The following is a 16,637-nucleotide window of genomic DNA, read 5'->3' on the forward strand; positions in this document are numbered from 1 at the left end:
GGAAAAATCCGCTACAAATTGCAGCAGGATTAACCATTCCCCAAATATTCGACTACGCTTAGAAGCGGTAGCCGACGTTCAGGTACGTCACGATCGGGTTCAGCGAGATGTGAGCCTTCGACGTTTCCGTCAGCGTACCGACCGGCGTGCGGCGGGCCGTCGTGAAGGTCGCGGTCACGCTGACCGGGATGTACGACATCGAGAAGCCGGCGAACCAGTGTTTCGTGAAGTTGTACGTGAAGCCGGCGTTGAACACGGGCGCCCACTGGTTGCTGGTCTGCGCGCTGGTCGGGCCGCCGAGCACGCCGTTCTCGAATGCGCTGTTCGTGATCTTCGCGCCGGTGAACCAGATATACGTCGCGCCGACGCCGACATACGGACGGAACTTCGCGTTGGCGTCGTTGAAGTAGTACTTGAGGAGGAGCGCGGGGCTCCACTGGTACGCGCGGCCAAGCGTACCAAAATTCGAGAACTGGCCCTTGCCGGTGATGTCGAACTTCGGCGGAATGCCGGCGATGAACTCCGTGGCGATGTGGTCGGTCACGAAGTAACCGGTCGCCAGCGCAAGCGTGTCGGCGTCGCTGATGCCGGCGCCGGTGTTGGGCACCGATTGGTTGATGGGCGTGCCGCCGACGCCGTAGAGGAACAGCGGGTCGCTGCTGTCCTGCGGCGCAAGGTGCAGCCAGCCGGTGCTGACGTAGAAATCACCTGCGGATTGTGCATGTGCCGTACCGCCCGCGAACGCGAATGCGAGCGCTGCGGCCCCCGTAATGGCCAGTTTTCGTTTCATTGTGTCTCCTCCGATCAAAGGCGTGCTCATTATGACGACTGCGTTTAAAACCAAACAAGCTCGTAAGTTAGAGTTTTCTCCCTAGGATTCGTACGACCGTACGCTTTCGCGCCTAGCGGGGACAGGCATTCTACGCAGGTGCGCACTTTCGGACCCCCGGGTATTTCCTAACGCGTTCAAACGGACATTCAGCATGGCACGGTTAGCACGACTCTACGTTCCCGACCAGCCGCAGCACGTGATACTGCGCGGCCTGGATCAGCAACCCGCGTTCGTCGACGACCAGGACTACGAACTCTTCATCGATTGCCTGAAGGCCGCCGCACGCGATCATCACCTGTCGGTGCATGCCTACGTGCTGCTGCCGCGCCAGGTGCAACTGCTCGTGACGCCGAGCGACGAAGCGAGCCTGCCGAAAGCGATGCAGGCGGTCGGTCGCCGCTACGTCGCGCATTTCAACCGGCGCTATTCGCGGCGCGGCACCCTGTGGGAAGGCCGCTATCGCGCGACCGTGATCGAAGGCGAGCGCTATTTCCTGCTCGCGAGCCGCGTGGTCGAGATGAGCCCGGTGCGCGCGCAGCTCGTCGCGACGCCCGAGGCCTATCGCTGGTCGAGCTACCGGCACCACGTCGGGCTCACCGTCGACAGCCTGATCACCGACCATCCGCTCTACTGGGCGCTCGGCAACACGCCGTTCGACCGCCAGCGCGCGTACAAGGAGCTGTGCGAGCAGCCGCTCGACGAGCGGCAGGCCGACCAGCTGCAGCAGGCGACGTTGAAGGGCTGGGTGCTCGGCGGCGAGAATTATCGCGAGTGGGCGGCGCGTACCGCGAACCGGCGCGTATCGCCGCTGCCGCGCGGACGCCCCAGAAAGGTGCGTGAAAACACGCCGCCGATTCAGCAGTAACGCAGGGACGGCGGTTCAGGAGGCGGCGCTGCGGGCGCCGCTTCTTTTTGCACCAAAACGATACGGCCCCAATAAAACGGCACCAGATCGAGGCATCCGTTTAATTGGGGTTCGATCAAACGGTTTTTGTTGCTATTCCTTTGATTCGTCGCGTATATTCCGAATTCCGGTGGCCCGGGCGAAGCATGCCCACCCACTGTCGGCCGTGCCGTCTCCCGTCGGGAGCGGGATCGACGGCAACAAGAAAATGGTTCAACGGCCTCCAGGCCCCCTTTACGACGGTGTCCCCATGAACGACCACCAGCAGCCGCTCGCCGCGGTGCCCGCCGCACAAGGTCTGTATGACCCGCAAAACGAACACGACGCCTGTGGCGTCGGCTTCGTCGCTCACATCAAGGGCAAGAAGAGCCACGAGATCATTCAGCAGGGTCTGAAGATCCTCGAGAACCTCGATCACCGTGGCGCGGTCGGCGCCGATCCGCTGATGGGCGACGGCGCTGGCATCCTGATCCAGATTCCGGACGCGTTCTATCGCGAGGAAATGGCGAAGCAGGGCGTGAATCTGCCGCCGGCGGGTGAATATGGGGTCGGCATGATCTTCCTGCCGAAGGAAAACGCATCGCGTCTCGCGTGCGAGCAGGAGCTCGAGCGGACGGTGAAGGCCGAAGGCCAGGTCGTGCTCGGCTGGCGCGACGTGCCGGTCGACCATGCGATGCCGATTTCGCCGACCGTGAAGGCGAGCGAGCCGCTGATCCGCCAGATCTTCATCGGCCGCGGCAAGGACATCATGGTGACGGACGCGCTCGAGCGGAAGCTGTACGTGATCCGCAAGACGGCGAGCCACCGCATCCAGGCGCTGAAGCTCAAGCACGGCAAGGAATACTTCGTGCCGTCGATGTCGGCGCGCACGATCGTCTACAAGGGGCTGCTGCTCGCGGGCCAGGTCGGCGTGTATTACCGCGACCTGCAGGACACGCGTGTCGTGTCGGCGCTCGCGCTCGTGCACCAGCGCTTCTCGACCAACACGTTCCCGGCGTGGGAACTGGCTCACCCGTACCGGATGATCGCGCACAACGGCGAGATCAACACCGTGAAGGGCAACGTGAACTGGCTGAACGCACGTACCGGCGCGATCGCGTCGCACGTGCTCGCCGACGATCTGCCGAAGCTGTGGCCGCTGATCTACCCGGGCCAGTCGGATACCGCGTCGTTCGACAACTGTCTCGAGCTGCTGGTGATGGCCGGCTACCCGCTCGTGCATGCGGTGATGATGATGATCCCGGAAGCGTGGGAACAGCACACGCTGATGGACGAGAACCGCCGCGCGTTCTACGAATACCACGCCGCGATGATGGAGCCGTGGGACGGCCCGGCCGCGATCGCGTTCACCGACGGCCGCCAGATCGGCGCGACGCTCGACCGTAACGGCCTGCGCCCGGCGCGCTACATCGTGACCGACGACGACCTCGTCATCATGGCGTCGGAAGCCGGCACGCTGCCGATCCCCGAATCGAAGATCGTCAAGAAGTGGCGCCTGCAGCCGGGCAAGATGTTCCTGATCGACATGGAACACGGCCGCATCATCGACGACAAGGAGCTCAAGGACAACCTCGCGAACGCGAAGCCGTACAAGAGCTGGATCGACGCCGTGCGCATCAAGCTCGACGAGATCGAGCCGAAGGCCGAGGAAGTCGCGGCCGGCCGCACGCAGGGCGCCGCGCTGCTCGACCGCCAGCAGGCGTTCGGCTATACGCAGGAAGACCTGAAGTTCCTGATGGCGCCGATGGCCCAGCAGGGTGAAGAAGCCGTCGGTTCGATGGGCAACGACTCGCCGCTCGCGGTGATGTCGAACAAGAACAAGACGCTCTATCACTACTTCAAGCAGCTGTTCGCGCAGGTCACGAACCCGCCGATCGACCCGATCCGCGAGAACATGGTCATGTCGCTCGTGTCGTTCATCGGCCCGAAGCCGAACCTGCTCGACACGAACAACATCAACCCGCCGATGCGTCTCGAAGTGTCGCAGCCGGTGCTCGACTTCAAGGACATCGCGAAGATCCGCGCGATCGACCAGTACACGGGCGGCAAGTTCAGCGCTTACGAACTGAACATCTGCTACCCGGTCGCCTGGGGCAAGGAAGGCATCGAGGCGCGCCTCGCGTCGCTGTGCGCGGAAGCCGTCGACGCGGTGAAGTCGGGCTACAACATGCTGATCGTGTCGGACCGCAAGACGGACGCCGAGCATGTCGCGATTCCGGCGCTGCTCGCCACGTCGGCGATCCACTCGCACCTCGTCCAGCAAGGGCTGCGCACGAGCACGGGCCTCGTCGTCGAGACGGGCTCCGCGCGTGAAACGCACCACTTCGCGCTGCTCGCGGGCTACGGCGCGGAAGCCGTGCACCCGTACCTCGCGATGGAAACGCTCGCGAAGATGGCCGAAGGGCTGCCGGGCGACCTGTCGCCGGAGAAGGCCGTCTACAACTTCACGAAGGCGGTCGGCAAGGGCCTGCAGAAGGTGATGTCGAAGATGGGCATCTCGACGTACATGTCGTACACGGGTGCGCAGATCTTCGAAGCGCTCGGCCTGTCGAGCGACCTGGTCGAGAAGTACTTCAAGGGCACGGCGTCGAAGGTCGGCGGCATCGGCCTGTTCGAAGTCGCGGAAGAGGCGATCCGCCTGCACCGCGATGCGTTCGGCGACAACCCGGTCCTGCGCGACATGCTCGACGCGGGCGGCGAGTATGCGTACCGCGTGCGCGGCGAAGACCACATGTGGACGCCGGATTCGATCGCGAAGCTGCAGCACGCGACGCGCAGCAACTCGTACCAGACGTACAAGGAATACGCGCACCTGATCAACGACCAGACCAAGCGTCACATGACGTTCCGCGGCCTGTTCGAGTTCAAGGTCGAGCCGACCAAGGCGATCCCGATCGACGACGTCGAATCGGCGAAGGACATCGTCAAGCGCTTCGCGACGGGCGCGATGTCGCTCGGTTCGATCAGCACGGAAGCGCACGCAACCCTCGCGGTCGCGATGAACCGGATCGGCGGCAAGTCGAACACCGGCGAAGGCGGCGAGGACCAGAAGCGCTACCGCAACGAACTGCGCGGCATTCCGATCAAGGCCGGCGAGACGCTGAAGTCGGTGATCGGCGACGAAATCGTCAGCGACATTCCGCTGCAGGACGGCGATTCGCTGCGCTCGAAGATCAAGCAGGTCGCGTCGGGCCGCTTCGGCGTCACCGCCGAGTACCTCGCGTCGGCCGACCAGATCCAGATCAAGATGGCGCAGGGTGCGAAGCCGGGTGAAGGCGGCCAGCTGCCGGGCCACAAGGTGTCCGAATACATCGGCAAGCTGCGTTACTCGGTGCCGGGTGTCGGCCTGATCTCGCCGCCGCCGCACCACGACATCTACTCGATCGAGGATCTGGCGCAGCTGATCCACGACTTGAAGAACGTGAACCCGAGCTCGAGCATCTCCGTGAAGCTCGTGTCGGAAGTGGGCGTCGGCACGGTCGCGGCCGGTGTCGCGAAGGCGAAGGCCGATCACGTCGTGATCGCCGGCCATGACGGCGGCACGGGTGCGTCGCCGCTGTCGTCGGTCAAGCATGCGGGCACGCCGTGGGAACTCGGCCTGGCCGAAACGCAGCAGACGCTGGTGCTGAACCGCCTGCGCGGCCGCATCCGCGTGCAGGCCGACGGCCAGATGAAGACGGGCCGCGACGTCGTGATCGGCGCGCTGCTCGGCGCGGACGAATTCGGTTTCGCGACGGCACCGCTCGTCGTCGAAGGCTGCATCATGATGCGCAAGTGCCACCTGAACACGTGCCCGGTCGGCGTCGCGACGCAGGATCCGGTGCTGCGTGCGAAGTTCAAGGGCCAGCCCGAGCACGTCGTGAACTACTTCTTCTTCGTCGCCGAGGAAGTGCGCGAGATCATGGCGCAGCTCGGCGTCGCGAAGTTCGACGACCTGATCGGCCGTGCCGACCTGCTCGACACCCGCAAGGGCATCGAGCACTGGAAGGCGAAGGGCCTCGACTTCTCGCGCGTGTTCTACCAGCCGGAAGAATGCGAGGACGTCGCGCCGCGCCACGTCGACGTGCAGGATCACGGCCTCGAGCGCGCGCTCGACCACGTGCTGATCGAGAAGGCGAAGGCCGCGATCGAGAACGGCGAGCATGTGTCGTTCATCCAGCCGGTGCGCAACGTCAACCGGACGGTCGGCGCGATGCTGTCGGGCGTGATCGCGAAGAAGCACGGCCACGACGGCCTGGCCGACGACGCGGTGCACATCCAGCTGAAGGGCACGGCCGGCCAGAGCTTCGGCGCGTTCCTCGCGAAGGGCGTGACGCTCGACCTCGTCGGCGACGGCAACGACTACGTCGGCAAGGGCCTGTCGGGCGGCCGGATCATCATCCGTCCGACCAACGACTTCCGCGGCAAGTCCGAGGAAAACATCATCTGCGGCAACACGGTGATGTACGGCGCGATCGAAGGCGAGTCGTTCTTCCGCGGCGTCGCGGGCGAGCGCTTCTGCGTGCGCAACTCGGGTGCGACGGCGGTCGTCGAAGGCACGGGCGACCACGGTTGCGAATACATGACGGGCGGTACGGTCGTCGTGCTCGGCGAGACCGGGCGCAACTTCGCGGCCGGCATGTCGGGCGGTCTCGCGTACATCTACGATCCGGAAGGCACGTTCGCGGCGAAGTGCAACAAGTCGATGGTCGCACTCGAGCCGGTGCTGCAGCAGGCCGAGCAGGAGCGCACGGTCGACCGCGCGCTCTGGCATGCGGGCACGACGGACGAAGCGCTGCTCAAGGGGCTCGTCGAGCGTCATTTCCAGTTCACGGGTTCGCCGCGCGCGAAGTCGCTGCTGGAAAACTGGGACGCGGCGCGCCGCCAGTTCGTGAAGGTGTTCCCGCACGAATACAAGCGCGCGCTGGGCGAGATCGGTGCGAAGAAGGCAGCGAAGGAAGAACTGGCCGCCTGAGCGACGAACGACATAGCGAATGCCGCGCGCGCATGATTGCCGCGCGCGGCTCCCCCACCCGATACACCGAACAGAAGAGCACCTTATGGGCAAGGCAACCGGTTTTCTGGAGTTCGAACGCCGCCACGAGGCGTACGAAGCACCGCTCACGCGCGTGAAGCACTACAAGGAATTCGTCGCGGCACTGACCGACGCGGACGCGAAGGTCCAGGGCGCGCGCTGCATGGATTGCGGCATCCCGTTCTGCAACAACGGCTGCCCGGTCAACAACATCATTCCTGACTTCAACGATCTCGTTTACCGCCAGGACTGGCAGCAGGCGATCGAAGTCCTGCATTCGACCAACAACTTCCCGGAATTCACGGGCCGCATCTGCCCGGCGCCGTGCGAAGCAGCCTGCACGCTCGGGATCAACAACGACCCGGTCGGCATCAAGTCGATCGAGCACGCGATCATCGACAAGGCCTGGGCGGAAGGCTGGGTGAAGCCGCTGCCGGCCGAGCACAAGACGGGCAAGAAGGTCGCGGTCGTCGGCTCGGGCCCCGCGGGCCTCGCCGCCGCGCAGCAGCTCGCTCGCGCGGGCCACGACGTGACGGTGTTCGAGAAGAACGACCGTGTCGGCGGCCTGCTGCGTTACGGGATTCCCGACTTCAAGCTCGAGAAGTGGCTGATCGACCGCCGCATGCGCCAGATGGAAGCGGAAGGCGTGACGTTCCGGACCAGCGTGTTCATCGGCAAGGATCCGCTGCCCGAGTCGATCGGCAGCCTCGCGAAGGAGACCATCTCGCCGGAGACGCTGAAGGAAGAATTCGACGCGGTCGTGATCGCGGGCGGTTCGGAAACGCCGCGCGACCTGCCGGTGCCGGGCCGCGAACTCGCGGGCGTTCACTATGCGATGGACTTCCTGCCGCAGCAGAACCGCGTGAACGCGGGCGACAAGCTCGTCGACCAGCTGCTCGCGAAGGGCAAGCACGTGATCGTGATCGGCGGTGGCGACACCGGTTCGGACTGCGTCGGCACGTCGAACCGTCACGGTGCGAAGCAGGTCACGCAGTTCGAGCTGCTGCCGCAGCCGCCGGAAGAGGAAAACAAGCCGCTCGTGTGGCCGTACTGGCCGATCAAGCTGCGCACGTCGTCGTCGCATGACGAAGGTTGCGAGCGCGACTGGGCAGTCGCGACGAAGCGTCTCGAAGGCAAGAACGGCAAGGTCGAGAAGCTGATCGCGGTGCGCGTCGAGTGGAAGGACGGCAAGATGCAGGAAGTGCCGGGCTCCGAGTTCGAAATGAAGGCCGACCTCGTGCTGCTCGCGATGGGCTTCACGCAGCCGGCGGCACCCGTGCTCGAGGCATTCGGCGTCGCGAAGGATGCGCGCGGCAATGCGCGTGCGGCGACCGAAGGCGATCGTTCGTACTACACGTCGGTCGACAAGGTGTTCGCGGCGGGCGACATGCGCCGCGGCCAGTCGCTCGTGGTGTGGGCGATCCGCGAAGGCCGCCAGTGCGCGCGCTCGGTCGATGCGTACCTGATGGGGCATTCGAACCTGCCGCGATAAGCGCGGGGCGGTAACCGTCGTCGAAACCGGGCGTCCGAAAGGGCGCCCGGTTTTTTTTGCGCGCGCGATTCGGTGATGCGCCGTGCGTGCGCTGCGCGTTCCGTATCGGGCGTCCGACCGGCGTTTCGGTGCGCCGGCTGCCGTGCCGAACGCACCACGACACGGCTCGGTGCCGCGGCGTCACGATCCTGACGCTCCCGCATTTTCGCGAAGCGTCGCCTAATCTGATCACATCCGGCAGTAATTTCCCGTCATCTCAAATCTTTCGTTTTGTAATGATCCTTGCAAATTGTCATATCATGTCGCCCCTCCGGCCGTGAAACGAGCGGCCATCACATGTGACTGACCCTATTTACAAGGATTCTGGATGGAAGCACTCGTGCAAGGGCTGATCGACGCCGTCAACGGCGTGTTGTGGAACTACGTGCTGATCGCGCTGCTGCTCGGCGTGGGCGTGTGGTTCACGCTGCGGTTCCGGATGATCCAGTTGAAGGCGCTATTCCTCAGCGTGAAGCTGGTCGGCAGCAAGGGCGAGCCGGGCAGCATCTCGTCGTTCCAGGCGTTCGCGACCGGGCTCGCGAGCCGCGTCGGCACCGGCAACATCGCCGGCGTCGCGGTTGCGCTGACGGTCGGCGGGCCGGGTGCGATCTTCTGGATGTGGATGACGGCGCTGGTCGGGATGTCGTCCGCGTTCGTCGAGGCGACGCTCGCGCAGATATTCAAGGTGTCGCACCCGGACGGCAGCTATCGCGGCGGCCCGGCGTACTACATCCAGACGGGCCTGCGCTCGCGCGGCTTCGGCGTGCTGTTCTCGCTGTCGCTGATCCTCGCGTTCGGCTTCGTGTTCAATGCGGTGCAGGCCAATGCGATCGCCGATGCGTTCGACACGTCGTTCGGCTGGAGCCGCGCGACGGTCGGTCTCGGGCTCGTGCTGCTGACCGCGCCGATCATCTTCGGCGGGATTCGCCGGATCGCGGCGGTTGCGCAGGTGATCGTGCCGCTGATGGCAATCGGTTACCTCGCGCTCGCCGTCTATGCGGTCGCGACGCATATCGCGCTGGTGCCGGGCGTGATCGCGCTGATCGTGAAGAGCGCGTTCGGTCTCGAACAGGCGGCGGGTGGCCTGACGGGCTATGCGGTCAGCCAGGCAGTCGCGATGGGCGTGAAGCGCGGGCTGTTCTCGAACGAGGCCGGTATGGGCAGCGCGCCGAACGCGGCGGCGACCGCCAGCACGCGGCATCCGGTCGTGCAGGGGCTGATCCAGATGCTCGGCGTGTTCGTCGACACGGTCGTGATCTGCAGCGCGACCGCCTTCGTGATCCTGCTGTCGGGCCAGTACGAGCTGGGCACCGGCATGGAAGGCGCGGCGCTCACGCAGCGCTCGATCGCGAGCCACGTCGGCGACTGGGGCGGCATCTACATGGCGTTTGCGATCTTCTTCTTCGCGTACTCGTCGGTGATCGGCAACTACGCGTACGCGGAAGGCAACGTCGAATTCATCACGAAGCGGCGCGGCGTGCTGCCGCTGTTCCGTGTCGCGGTGCTCGCGATGGTGATGTTCGGCAGCGTCGGGCAACTGCCGCTCGTGTGGGCGATGGCCGATACGAGCATGGGGCTGATGGCGATCATCAACCTGATCGCGATCCTCGCGCTCGGCAAGTACGCGCACGCGGCCTGGCGCGACTATCGCCGCCAGCGCGCGGAAGGCGTGGCCGATCCGGTGTTCACGCGCAACACGATTCCGGAGCTCGCGAACGTGCTGCCGACCGACGTGTGGGGCGAGCATGGCCCGCTGCCGCAACGTCCGGCCGCGACTGATCCGGCGCGCGTGCCGCGCGCGGTGGCGAGCGAGTCATGAACGGCGACCGGCTGCGCGTGTTCGTCGCGCTGATGCCCGACGCGGTATCGCGCGACGCGCTGCACGCGTTGCCGGTGACCCGCGGCGCGCGGCGTCCGCTGCCCGCGCAACTGCATGTGACGCTCGCGTTCGTCGGTGCGATCGAGCGGGTGTGCTGCGATGAGCTGGCCGCGTGCCTGCCGGCGCTCGCGGCCGCGCATGCATTGCCGTTGATGCCGGTCGAACGGATCGCGTGGTGGCCGAGCCTGCCGCGCGCGCGGCTGATCGTCGCGGAACTGGCCGCCGAGCCGGCGTGTGCGGCGTTGAATGCTGCGCTGTCGACGAAGCTGCGCGAGCTCGGCGTGCCGGCTGACCGGCGGCCGTTCCGCCCGCATGTGACGCTCGCGCGGCTGCCGCACGATGCGGTCGGGCAGCCGGCGCACGGCGGCGCGGTGAAGCGGCCGGTTGCGCTGCGCTTCGATGCGCTTACGTTGTTCGAAAGCCGGTTGTCGCATGAAGGCGTGTCGCATCGGCCGATCGTGTCGGCGCCGATCGCGCGGGCAGATGGTGACGCGGATGGTCCGGCGGAGCAGTGAGCGGCTTGCAAGCGGCGTTGCGATTGCCGGGCGTCATGTGTATTGCGTCGGCGCATCGCATCGCGTCGCCGGTATCGTCCGGCCTACCGGGCCTACCGGGCCTACCGGGCCTACCGGGCCTACCGGGCCTACCGGTCGTAGCGCGCGAGCGTCAACCCCGACAGATCGATCTCCGGATCTCGCCCCGTGACGAGATCCGCCACCACCTTCCCCGATCCCATCGACATCGCCCACCCGGTCGAGCCGTGGCCGACGTTGAGCCAGAGCCCGCCGATCCCGCTCGCGCCGAGCAGCGGCGGCCCGTCGGGCGTCATCGGCCGGCGGCCGACCCAGAAGCGCGCCGACGCACGATCGGCCGCGTGCGGAAACCAGTCGTCGAGCACCTTCATCAGCGTATCGAGCGCCTGCTGGCGCAGCGCTGCGTGCCGGTTGCCGAGTTCCGCGGTACCTGCGACGCGCAACGTCGGGCCGAAGCGCGTGATCGCCGTCTTCAGCGATTCGTCCATCAGCGCCGCGCGCGGCGCCTTTTCATTGTCGACGACGGCGAGCGTCGCCGAGTAGCCCTTCACCGGATACAACGGCACGTCGATGCCGTGCGGCCGCAGCAGGCCGGCGCTGTCGACGCCGAGCGCGACGACGATCGCGTCGGCAGCGAGCCGTGCGTCGCGGTGCTCGCCGCCGGCGTTCGATGCGTGCGGATTCGGTCCGCCGTCCTCGTCGCCGCTGCCGACGATCCGCACGCCGCGCACGCGGCCGGCTTCAACGTCGAGCGCCTGCACTGCCGTGCGAAAGCGGAACGTCACGCCGTTGGCCTCGCACAGCGCCCGCAGTTCGCGCGTGAAGCGAGCGCAGTCGCCGGCTTCGTCGTCGGGCAGGTAGATGCCGCCAACGGGGGCCTGCCGCGCCCAGCGCAAGCCCGGCTCGATCGTCGTGCAGCCGGCCGCGTCGAGTTCGCGAAACGCGATGCCCGCGTCGCGCAGCACCTTCAACGCGGGCTGCACCATCTCGACGTCGAACGCGCCGCGCAGCAGTTGCAGGTAGCCGCGGCTCGCGCCGTAGTCGAATGGATGACGCTCGCGAAACGCGTGCAGGCACGCGCGGCTGTAGTACGCGATGCGCTGCATCCGCTGCTTGTTCACGCGGAACCGCTCGAATTCGCATTCGCGCAGCCAGCGCGCGATCCAGCGCCACTGCGCGGCGTCGAGCGTCGGCCGGAAGATCAGCGGCGAAGCGGGCTTGAACAGGTACTTGAGGATCTTGCCGGGCATCCCGGGCGCGGCCCACGGCATTACGTAGCCGGGGGCGATCACGCCCGCGTTGCCGAGGCTCGTCGCCTGCGCGACATCGGCCTCGCGCTCGATCACGGTGACGTCGCAGCCTGCTTCGCGCAGGTGCCAGGCGGTGGCGACGCCGATCACGCCGGCGCCGAGAACGATCACGTGCATGCGGTTTCCGGAACGAAGCGGTGGCTCACGACGCGACGGCCGGATCGTCGACGAGCGACTTGCCGCGCGTTTCCGGCAGCACGAGCGCGGCGACGATCACGAGCAGGTAGCCGCCGCCCGCGACGAGGCCGATCGCCTTCACGAGCGACATCGACTGCGACAGCGAGCCGACGAGGATCGGGAAGAACGAGCCGAGCCCGCGCCCGAGGTTGTAGCAGAAGCCCTGGCCCGACCCGCGGATCGCGCCCGGATACAGCTCCGACAGGTACGCGCCGACGCCCGCGAAGATCCCCTGCACGACGATGCCGAGCGGGAAGCCGAGCAGCAGCATCGCGGTATCGGTGATCGGCAGCATCGTGTACGCCATGCCGAGCGAGAACGAGCCGATCGCGAACAGGATGAACGACGCGCGGCGGCCGAGCCGGTCGGACAGGATCGCGCCGACCACATAGCCGACGAACGAGCCGACGATCAACACGACGAGATAGCCGCTCGTGTTGAACACCGACAGGTGGCGGACGGTTTTCAGGTAGGTGGGCAGCCACGTCGTGATCGCGTAGTAGCCGCCGAGCATGCCGGTGCACAGCGCGCTGCCGAACAGCGTCGCGCGCAGGTGCGGCGGCGAGAAGATCTCGAGGAAGTGGCCTGACACGCGGCCTTCGTCGCGCGCGCGGCGGGTGGCCGTATAGACGTCGGGATCGCTGACGTTGCGGCGGATGTACAGGATCCACAGCGCGGGCAGGATGCCGATCCAGAAGCACGCGCGCCAGGCGACCTGCTCGGGCAGCAGTGCGAAGAACGCCCAGTAGAGGATCGCGGCCGCGCCCCAGCCGAACGACCAGCTGCTCTGCACGGTGCCGACCGCCTTCCCGCGATGCTCGGGCGAGCGGATCGTCTCGGCCATCATGATCGTCACGACCGACCATTCGCCGCCGAAGCCGAAGCCCTGCAGCGTACGCGTCGCGAGCAACTGCCAGAACGAGTGGGTGAAACCGGACAGGCACGTGAACAGCGCGAACGTCGCGATGGTCCACTGCAGCACGCGCACGCGGCCGTAGCGGTCGGCGAGGATGCCGGCGACCCAGCCGCCGAGCGCCGACGAGATCAGCGAGCTCGTCGCGATCATCCCGGCCTCGCTCTTCGTCATACCCCAGGTGGCGATCAGCGTCGGAATCAGGAACGAATAGATCATGAAGTCGAACGCATCGACCGCGTAGCCGCCGAAGCCGGCGTACAGCGTCCTGCGCTCGCGCGTCGACAGTTCGTTGAACCACTGGAATGCCTGCATGCTTGCCGCCCCCTCTTTTGTCCCGTCTCGCGCTTGCCGTCTGGCGGCTATTTTACGGGCGGGATGCGGGGTGCCAAAAAGGTGAGTGCAGGTGCGCGGCGGCGCGATGAATGGCGAGGGCGGTGGGCGTTCGTTCGGGGAAGGCGTGACGGCCGATCGCGCGTGGGGGCGATGCAGGCCCTGGTGACGGTGACGATCCACGCGCCGGCAGGCGCGCCGGCATTTGCCTCAGAGCGTCAGGCCACCGTCGACGTGAATGACCTGGCCGGTGATCTGTCGCGCGGCGTCCGACAGCAGGAACACGATCAGTGCCGCGACGTCGTCGGGTTCGGCGATCCGGCCGAGCGGTGTCGCCTGTTCGGCCTGCGCCCACGCGGCGGCATTGCCGGCGCTCGGCCCGTGGTCCTTGCGCGTGAAGCCCGGCGCGACCGCGTTGACGGTGATGCCGCGCGCGGCGAATTCGGCGGCGGCGGTGCGCACGAGCGATTCGAGCGCGGCCTTCGCCGCGGCGGTGGCCGCGAACGGCGCGTCGGCGCGGTAGCGGTGCGCGACGAACGAGCTGACCGCGACGATCCGCGGCGCAGCCGACGCTTCGAGCAGCGGCCGCGCGCGGCCCGCGAGTGCGGAGAACGCACCGGGCATCGCCGCGAAGGCGGACGCGAGCGCGTCCGCGGAAAGACCGGAAAAGGATTGCCGCGCGGCGAAGCCGGCATTGGCGACGAGCTGATCGAGCCCGCCAAAGTGCGCGACGGTTGCGTCGACGAGCGACGCGGCGACGCCCGGTTCACCGAGATCGCCGGTGAGCGTGACGCATTCCGCACCCGCCGCCGTGCAAGTGTGGGCGACTTCGGCGAGCCGGTCGCGCGCCGCTTCGTCCGCGCCGCGCGCATGCAGCGCCAACGCGATGCCGGGTGCCGCGAGCCGCCGCGCGAGCGCCGCGCCGATCCCGGAACCCGCGCCGGTGATCAGCGCGATCCGTGCGATGTGCGCGGCGCGTGCGCTCAAGCCGCGACCTTGTCGCTGTCGTTCACGCGCTCGACGTTGATCGTGCCGACGTGGAACGCGGCCAGTGACTCGCGGTGCGCGATGCTGACGATCGCGGCCTTCGGCAGCCGTTCGGCGAACAGGTGATACAGGCGTGCTTCGTTGTCGGCGTCGAGCGCGCTGGTCGCTTCGTCGAGGAACAGGAAGTCGGGCTTGTGCAGCAGCACGCGCGCACCGGCCAGGCGCTGCTGTTCGCCCGGCGACAGCACGCGGGTCCAGTGCGCGGTCTCGTCGAGGCGGTCGACGTAATCCTCGAGGCGGCATGCACGCAGCGCGTCGCGGCAGGCATCGTCGCTGAACGTATCGGGTGTCGCCGGATAGGTGAGCGCGGCCTTCAGCGTGCCGATCGGCAGATAGCTCGTCTGCGGCACGAACATCATCCGCGCGCCGACCGGCGCATCGATCGCACCGTCGCCGAATGGCCACAGGCCCGCGAGCGCGCGCATGAACGTGCTCTTGCCGGAACCCGACTTGCCGATCACGAGCCAGCGCGAGCCGGGCTCGATCGTGACGCTGCCGATGTTCGCGAGCGCGTTGCCGTTCGGCAGCGCGAGCTTGAGCGACGACGTCGACAGCTTCGCGTCGTCGACGTAGTGCAGGTTGATGCCGCCGTGCTCGGTCGCGGGCGACAGGCTTTCCTTCAGGTGCGACGTGCCCATCACGCGCTTGAATTCGCGCAGACGGTTGACGGTGGCGCGCCATTCGACGAGGGTCGAGTAACTGTTGATGAACCACGAGAACGAATCGCTGACGGTGCCGAACGCGGACGAGATCTGCATCAGCACGCCGAACGAGAACGCGCCCGCGAAATAGCGCGGCGCGGCGACGACGAGCGGGAAGATGATCGCGATCTGCCCGTAGAAGCTCAGCACGAACGTGAGCCGCTTCGTGTACTTCATCACGCGCCACCAGTTGTCGCGGATGCGCGCGAAGAGGTTCTGCGCGTTGCCGGTCTCGGTCTTCTCGCCGTCGTAGAACGCGATCTGCTCGGCGTTCTCGCGCACGCGGATCAGCCCGAAGCGGAAGTCGGCCTCGACGCGCTGCTGCTGGTAGTTGATCGACACGAGCGGATGGCCGACCTTCTGGATGATCAGCGAGCCGATCACCGCGTACAGCGCGGCCGCCCACACCATGTAGCCGGGGATCGCGATCGGCGTCGCGCCGAGCGAAACCGTCAGCGCGCCGGCGAGCGACCACAGGATCGTGATGAACGACACGAGCGTGACGACCGTCGACAGCAGGTCGAGCGATAGCGCGAGCGTGGTCGTCGCGAACGACTGGAGGTCGTCGGTGATCCGCTGGTCGGGGTTGTCGGCGAGGCGGTCACGCTCGATCCGGTAGAACGCGCGATCGCCGAGCCACTGGCCGAGAAAGCGGTCGGTGAGCCACTGGCGCCAGCGGAAGCCGAGCATCTGCCGCAGGTAGCGGCCGTACACGGCGAGGATGATGAAGGCGAACGCGAGCGCGGAGAACTGCATCAGCAGGTTCGGGAAGTCGTGGACGTCCTTCGATTGCAGCGCGTTGTAGAACTCCGCGTTCCACTTGTTCAGCCGGACGTTGATCCAGACGACGCAGAGGTTGATCGCGATGATCGTGACCAGCAGCCCCCATGCGATTTTCCATTCGGACGATACCCAGTAGGGCTTGATGAGGCTCCATGCGGATACCGGACGCTCGTCCTGCGGCGCGTCGGAGGCGGAGCGGACGGGATCGATCGATTGGGTCATGTGCTTCCTGATGAGTAGCCGGCGTGCGGGCCGGGCGAAGCCGGGCGCGCGCCGCGATACGGCATGCCGGGACGCGGCGCCGACTGACGGCGGGCGTCCGGATGGTCGCCCGCGCGTCTTAAACGGCACTTAAGGCCGGCGGTGACGCGGCAACCGGCCGCTCGCGCGGCCGGCCTGCGGGCATTGTGCCAGAGCGGCGCGGCACGACGGCGAATTTGCCGCAAGGGGGACAGTTTGCGGCGCTTTCCGCTTTTATGGTCTAATGGCCGACGACGAAACAGGGGTGCTTCGTGGCGCGGCCGGCGGATGTTCCGGGCAGCGCGATGAGGCTGAGAAAAACCCTTTGCACCCGATCCGGGTAATACCGGCGAGGGAAGTTTCTGAACCCGCCGGGCCGCGCTGGCTGCCATCCCACATGGTCAGCGCCCTTGTTCCGCCCGGCCGGCCTTTGCTGCCGG

10 protein-coding genes and 1 riboswitch are annotated in these 16,637 nt (G+C 66.8%); of the genes, 5 read left to right on the forward strand and 5 right to left on the reverse strand.

All coding sequences use genetic code 11. The features are described 5' to 3' along the window. Positions 1 to 58 precede the first annotated feature (58 nt). The gene (locus BCEP18194_RS07585) at positions 59 to 790 is read right to left on the reverse strand and encodes an OmpW/AlkL family protein (RefSeq protein WP_011350702.1); all 732 of its coding nucleotides are present in this window, start codon (positions 788 to 790) and stop codon (positions 59 to 61) included. 193 nt (positions 791 to 983) lie between these two features. Here BCEP18194_RS07585 and BCEP18194_RS07590 point away from each other — a divergent pair, with 193 nt between their 5' ends. From BCEP18194_RS07590 to thpR, 5 genes are all read left to right on the forward strand, one after another. Next, positions 984 to 1,697 (forward strand): transposase, encoded by a 714-nt coding sequence (locus tag BCEP18194_RS07590; protein ID WP_006477151.1) that lies wholly within the window; start codon positions 984 to 986, stop codon positions 1,695 to 1,697. 289 nt (positions 1,698 to 1,986) lie between these two features. Then, on the forward strand, positions 1,987 to 6,690 hold the full coding sequence (locus tag BCEP18194_RS07595) for a glutamate synthase-related protein (protein ID WP_011350703.1): 4,704 nt from the start codon (positions 1,987 to 1,989) through the stop codon (positions 6,688 to 6,690). An 85-nt stretch (positions 6,691 to 6,775) separates the two neighbouring features. Beyond that, entirely contained in the window at positions 6,776 to 8,242 is a 1,467-nt protein-coding gene (locus BCEP18194_RS07600; protein WP_011350704.1) for a glutamate synthase subunit beta, read from the forward strand. 367 nt (positions 8,243 to 8,609) lie between these two features. Then, positions 8,610 to 10,100 carry an alanine/glycine:cation symporter family protein gene (locus BCEP18194_RS07605; protein ID WP_011350706.1) on the forward strand — a complete coding sequence of 497 codons (1,491 nt, stop codon included), beginning with the start codon at positions 8,610 to 8,612 and terminating at the stop codon, positions 10,098 to 10,100. Then, positions 10,097 to 10,675 carry an RNA 2',3'-cyclic phosphodiesterase gene (gene thpR, locus BCEP18194_RS07610; RefSeq protein ID WP_011350707.1) on the forward strand — a complete coding sequence of 193 codons (579 nt, stop codon included), beginning with the start codon at positions 10,097 to 10,099 and terminating at the stop codon, positions 10,673 to 10,675. Before BCEP18194_RS07605 ends, thpR begins: the two co-directional genes overlap by 4 nt. Before the next feature lie 128 nt (positions 10,676 to 10,803). Here thpR and BCEP18194_RS07615 read toward each other — a convergent pair whose 3' ends face one another. From BCEP18194_RS07615 to BCEP18194_RS07630, 4 genes are all read right to left on the reverse strand, one after another. Beyond that, the gene (locus BCEP18194_RS07615; RefSeq protein WP_011350708.1) at positions 10,804 to 12,120 is read right to left on the reverse strand and encodes a D-amino acid dehydrogenase; all 1,317 of its coding nucleotides are present in this window, start codon (positions 12,118 to 12,120) and stop codon (positions 10,804 to 10,806) included. A 25-nt stretch (positions 12,121 to 12,145) separates the two neighbouring features. Next, on the reverse strand, positions 12,146 to 13,408 hold the full coding sequence (locus tag BCEP18194_RS07620; protein WP_011350709.1) for an MFS transporter: 1,263 nt from the start codon (positions 13,406 to 13,408) through the stop codon (positions 12,146 to 12,148). Positions 13,409 to 13,636: 228 nt separating this feature from the next. Further along, a complete protein-coding gene (locus tag BCEP18194_RS07625; protein ID WP_011350710.1) occupies positions 13,637 to 14,413 on the reverse strand; it encodes an SDR family NAD(P)-dependent oxidoreductase in 777 nt (258 codons plus the stop codon). Then, on the reverse strand, positions 14,410 to 16,179 hold the full coding sequence (locus BCEP18194_RS07630; RefSeq protein ID WP_011350711.1) for an ABC transporter ATP-binding protein/permease: 1,770 nt from the start codon (positions 16,177 to 16,179) through the stop codon (positions 14,410 to 14,412). The genes BCEP18194_RS07625 and BCEP18194_RS07630 overlap by 4 nt, the downstream gene beginning before the upstream one ends. A 269-nt stretch (positions 16,180 to 16,448) precedes the next feature. Then, a riboswitch (TPP riboswitch) is annotated at positions 16,449 to 16,572 on the forward strand. The last annotated feature ends 65 nt before the right edge of the window (positions 16,573 to 16,637 follow it).

Source organism: Burkholderia lata (assembly GCF_000012945.1).
GTDB classification, from domain to species: Bacteria; Pseudomonadota; Gammaproteobacteria; order Burkholderiales; family Burkholderiaceae; genus Burkholderia; species Burkholderia lata.

Excerpts from the sequence above, each read along its gene's own strand:
- BCEP18194_RS07620 (WP_011350709.1), bottom strand. The coding sequence starts at position 13,408 with ATGCAGGCATTCCAGTGGTTCAACGAACTGTCGACGCGCGAGCGCAGG.
- BCEP18194_RS07585 (WP_011350702.1), bottom strand. The coding sequence starts at position 790 with ATGAAACGAAAACTGGCCATTACGGGGGCCGCAGCGCTCGCATTCGCG.
- thpR (WP_011350707.1), top strand. The coding sequence starts at position 10,097 with ATGAACGGCGACCGGCTGCGCGTGTTCGTCGCGCTGATGCCCGACGCG.
- BCEP18194_RS07590 (WP_006477151.1), top strand. The coding sequence starts at position 984 with ATGGCACGGTTAGCACGACTCTACGTTCCCGACCAGCCGCAGCACGTG.
- BCEP18194_RS07615 (WP_011350708.1), bottom strand. The coding sequence starts at position 12,120 with ATGCACGTGATCGTTCTCGGCGCCGGCGTGATCGGCGTCGCCACCGCC.
- BCEP18194_RS07605 (WP_011350706.1), top strand. The coding sequence starts at position 8,610 with ATGGAAGCACTCGTGCAAGGGCTGATCGACGCCGTCAACGGCGTGTTG.
- BCEP18194_RS07595 (WP_011350703.1), top strand. The coding sequence starts at position 1,987 with ATGAACGACCACCAGCAGCCGCTCGCCGCGGTGCCCGCCGCACAAGGT.
- BCEP18194_RS07600 (WP_011350704.1), top strand. The coding sequence starts at position 6,776 with ATGGGCAAGGCAACCGGTTTTCTGGAGTTCGAACGCCGCCACGAGGCG.
- BCEP18194_RS07630 (WP_011350711.1), bottom strand. The coding sequence starts at position 16,179 with ATGACCCAATCGATCGATCCCGTCCGCTCCGCCTCCGACGCGCCGCAG.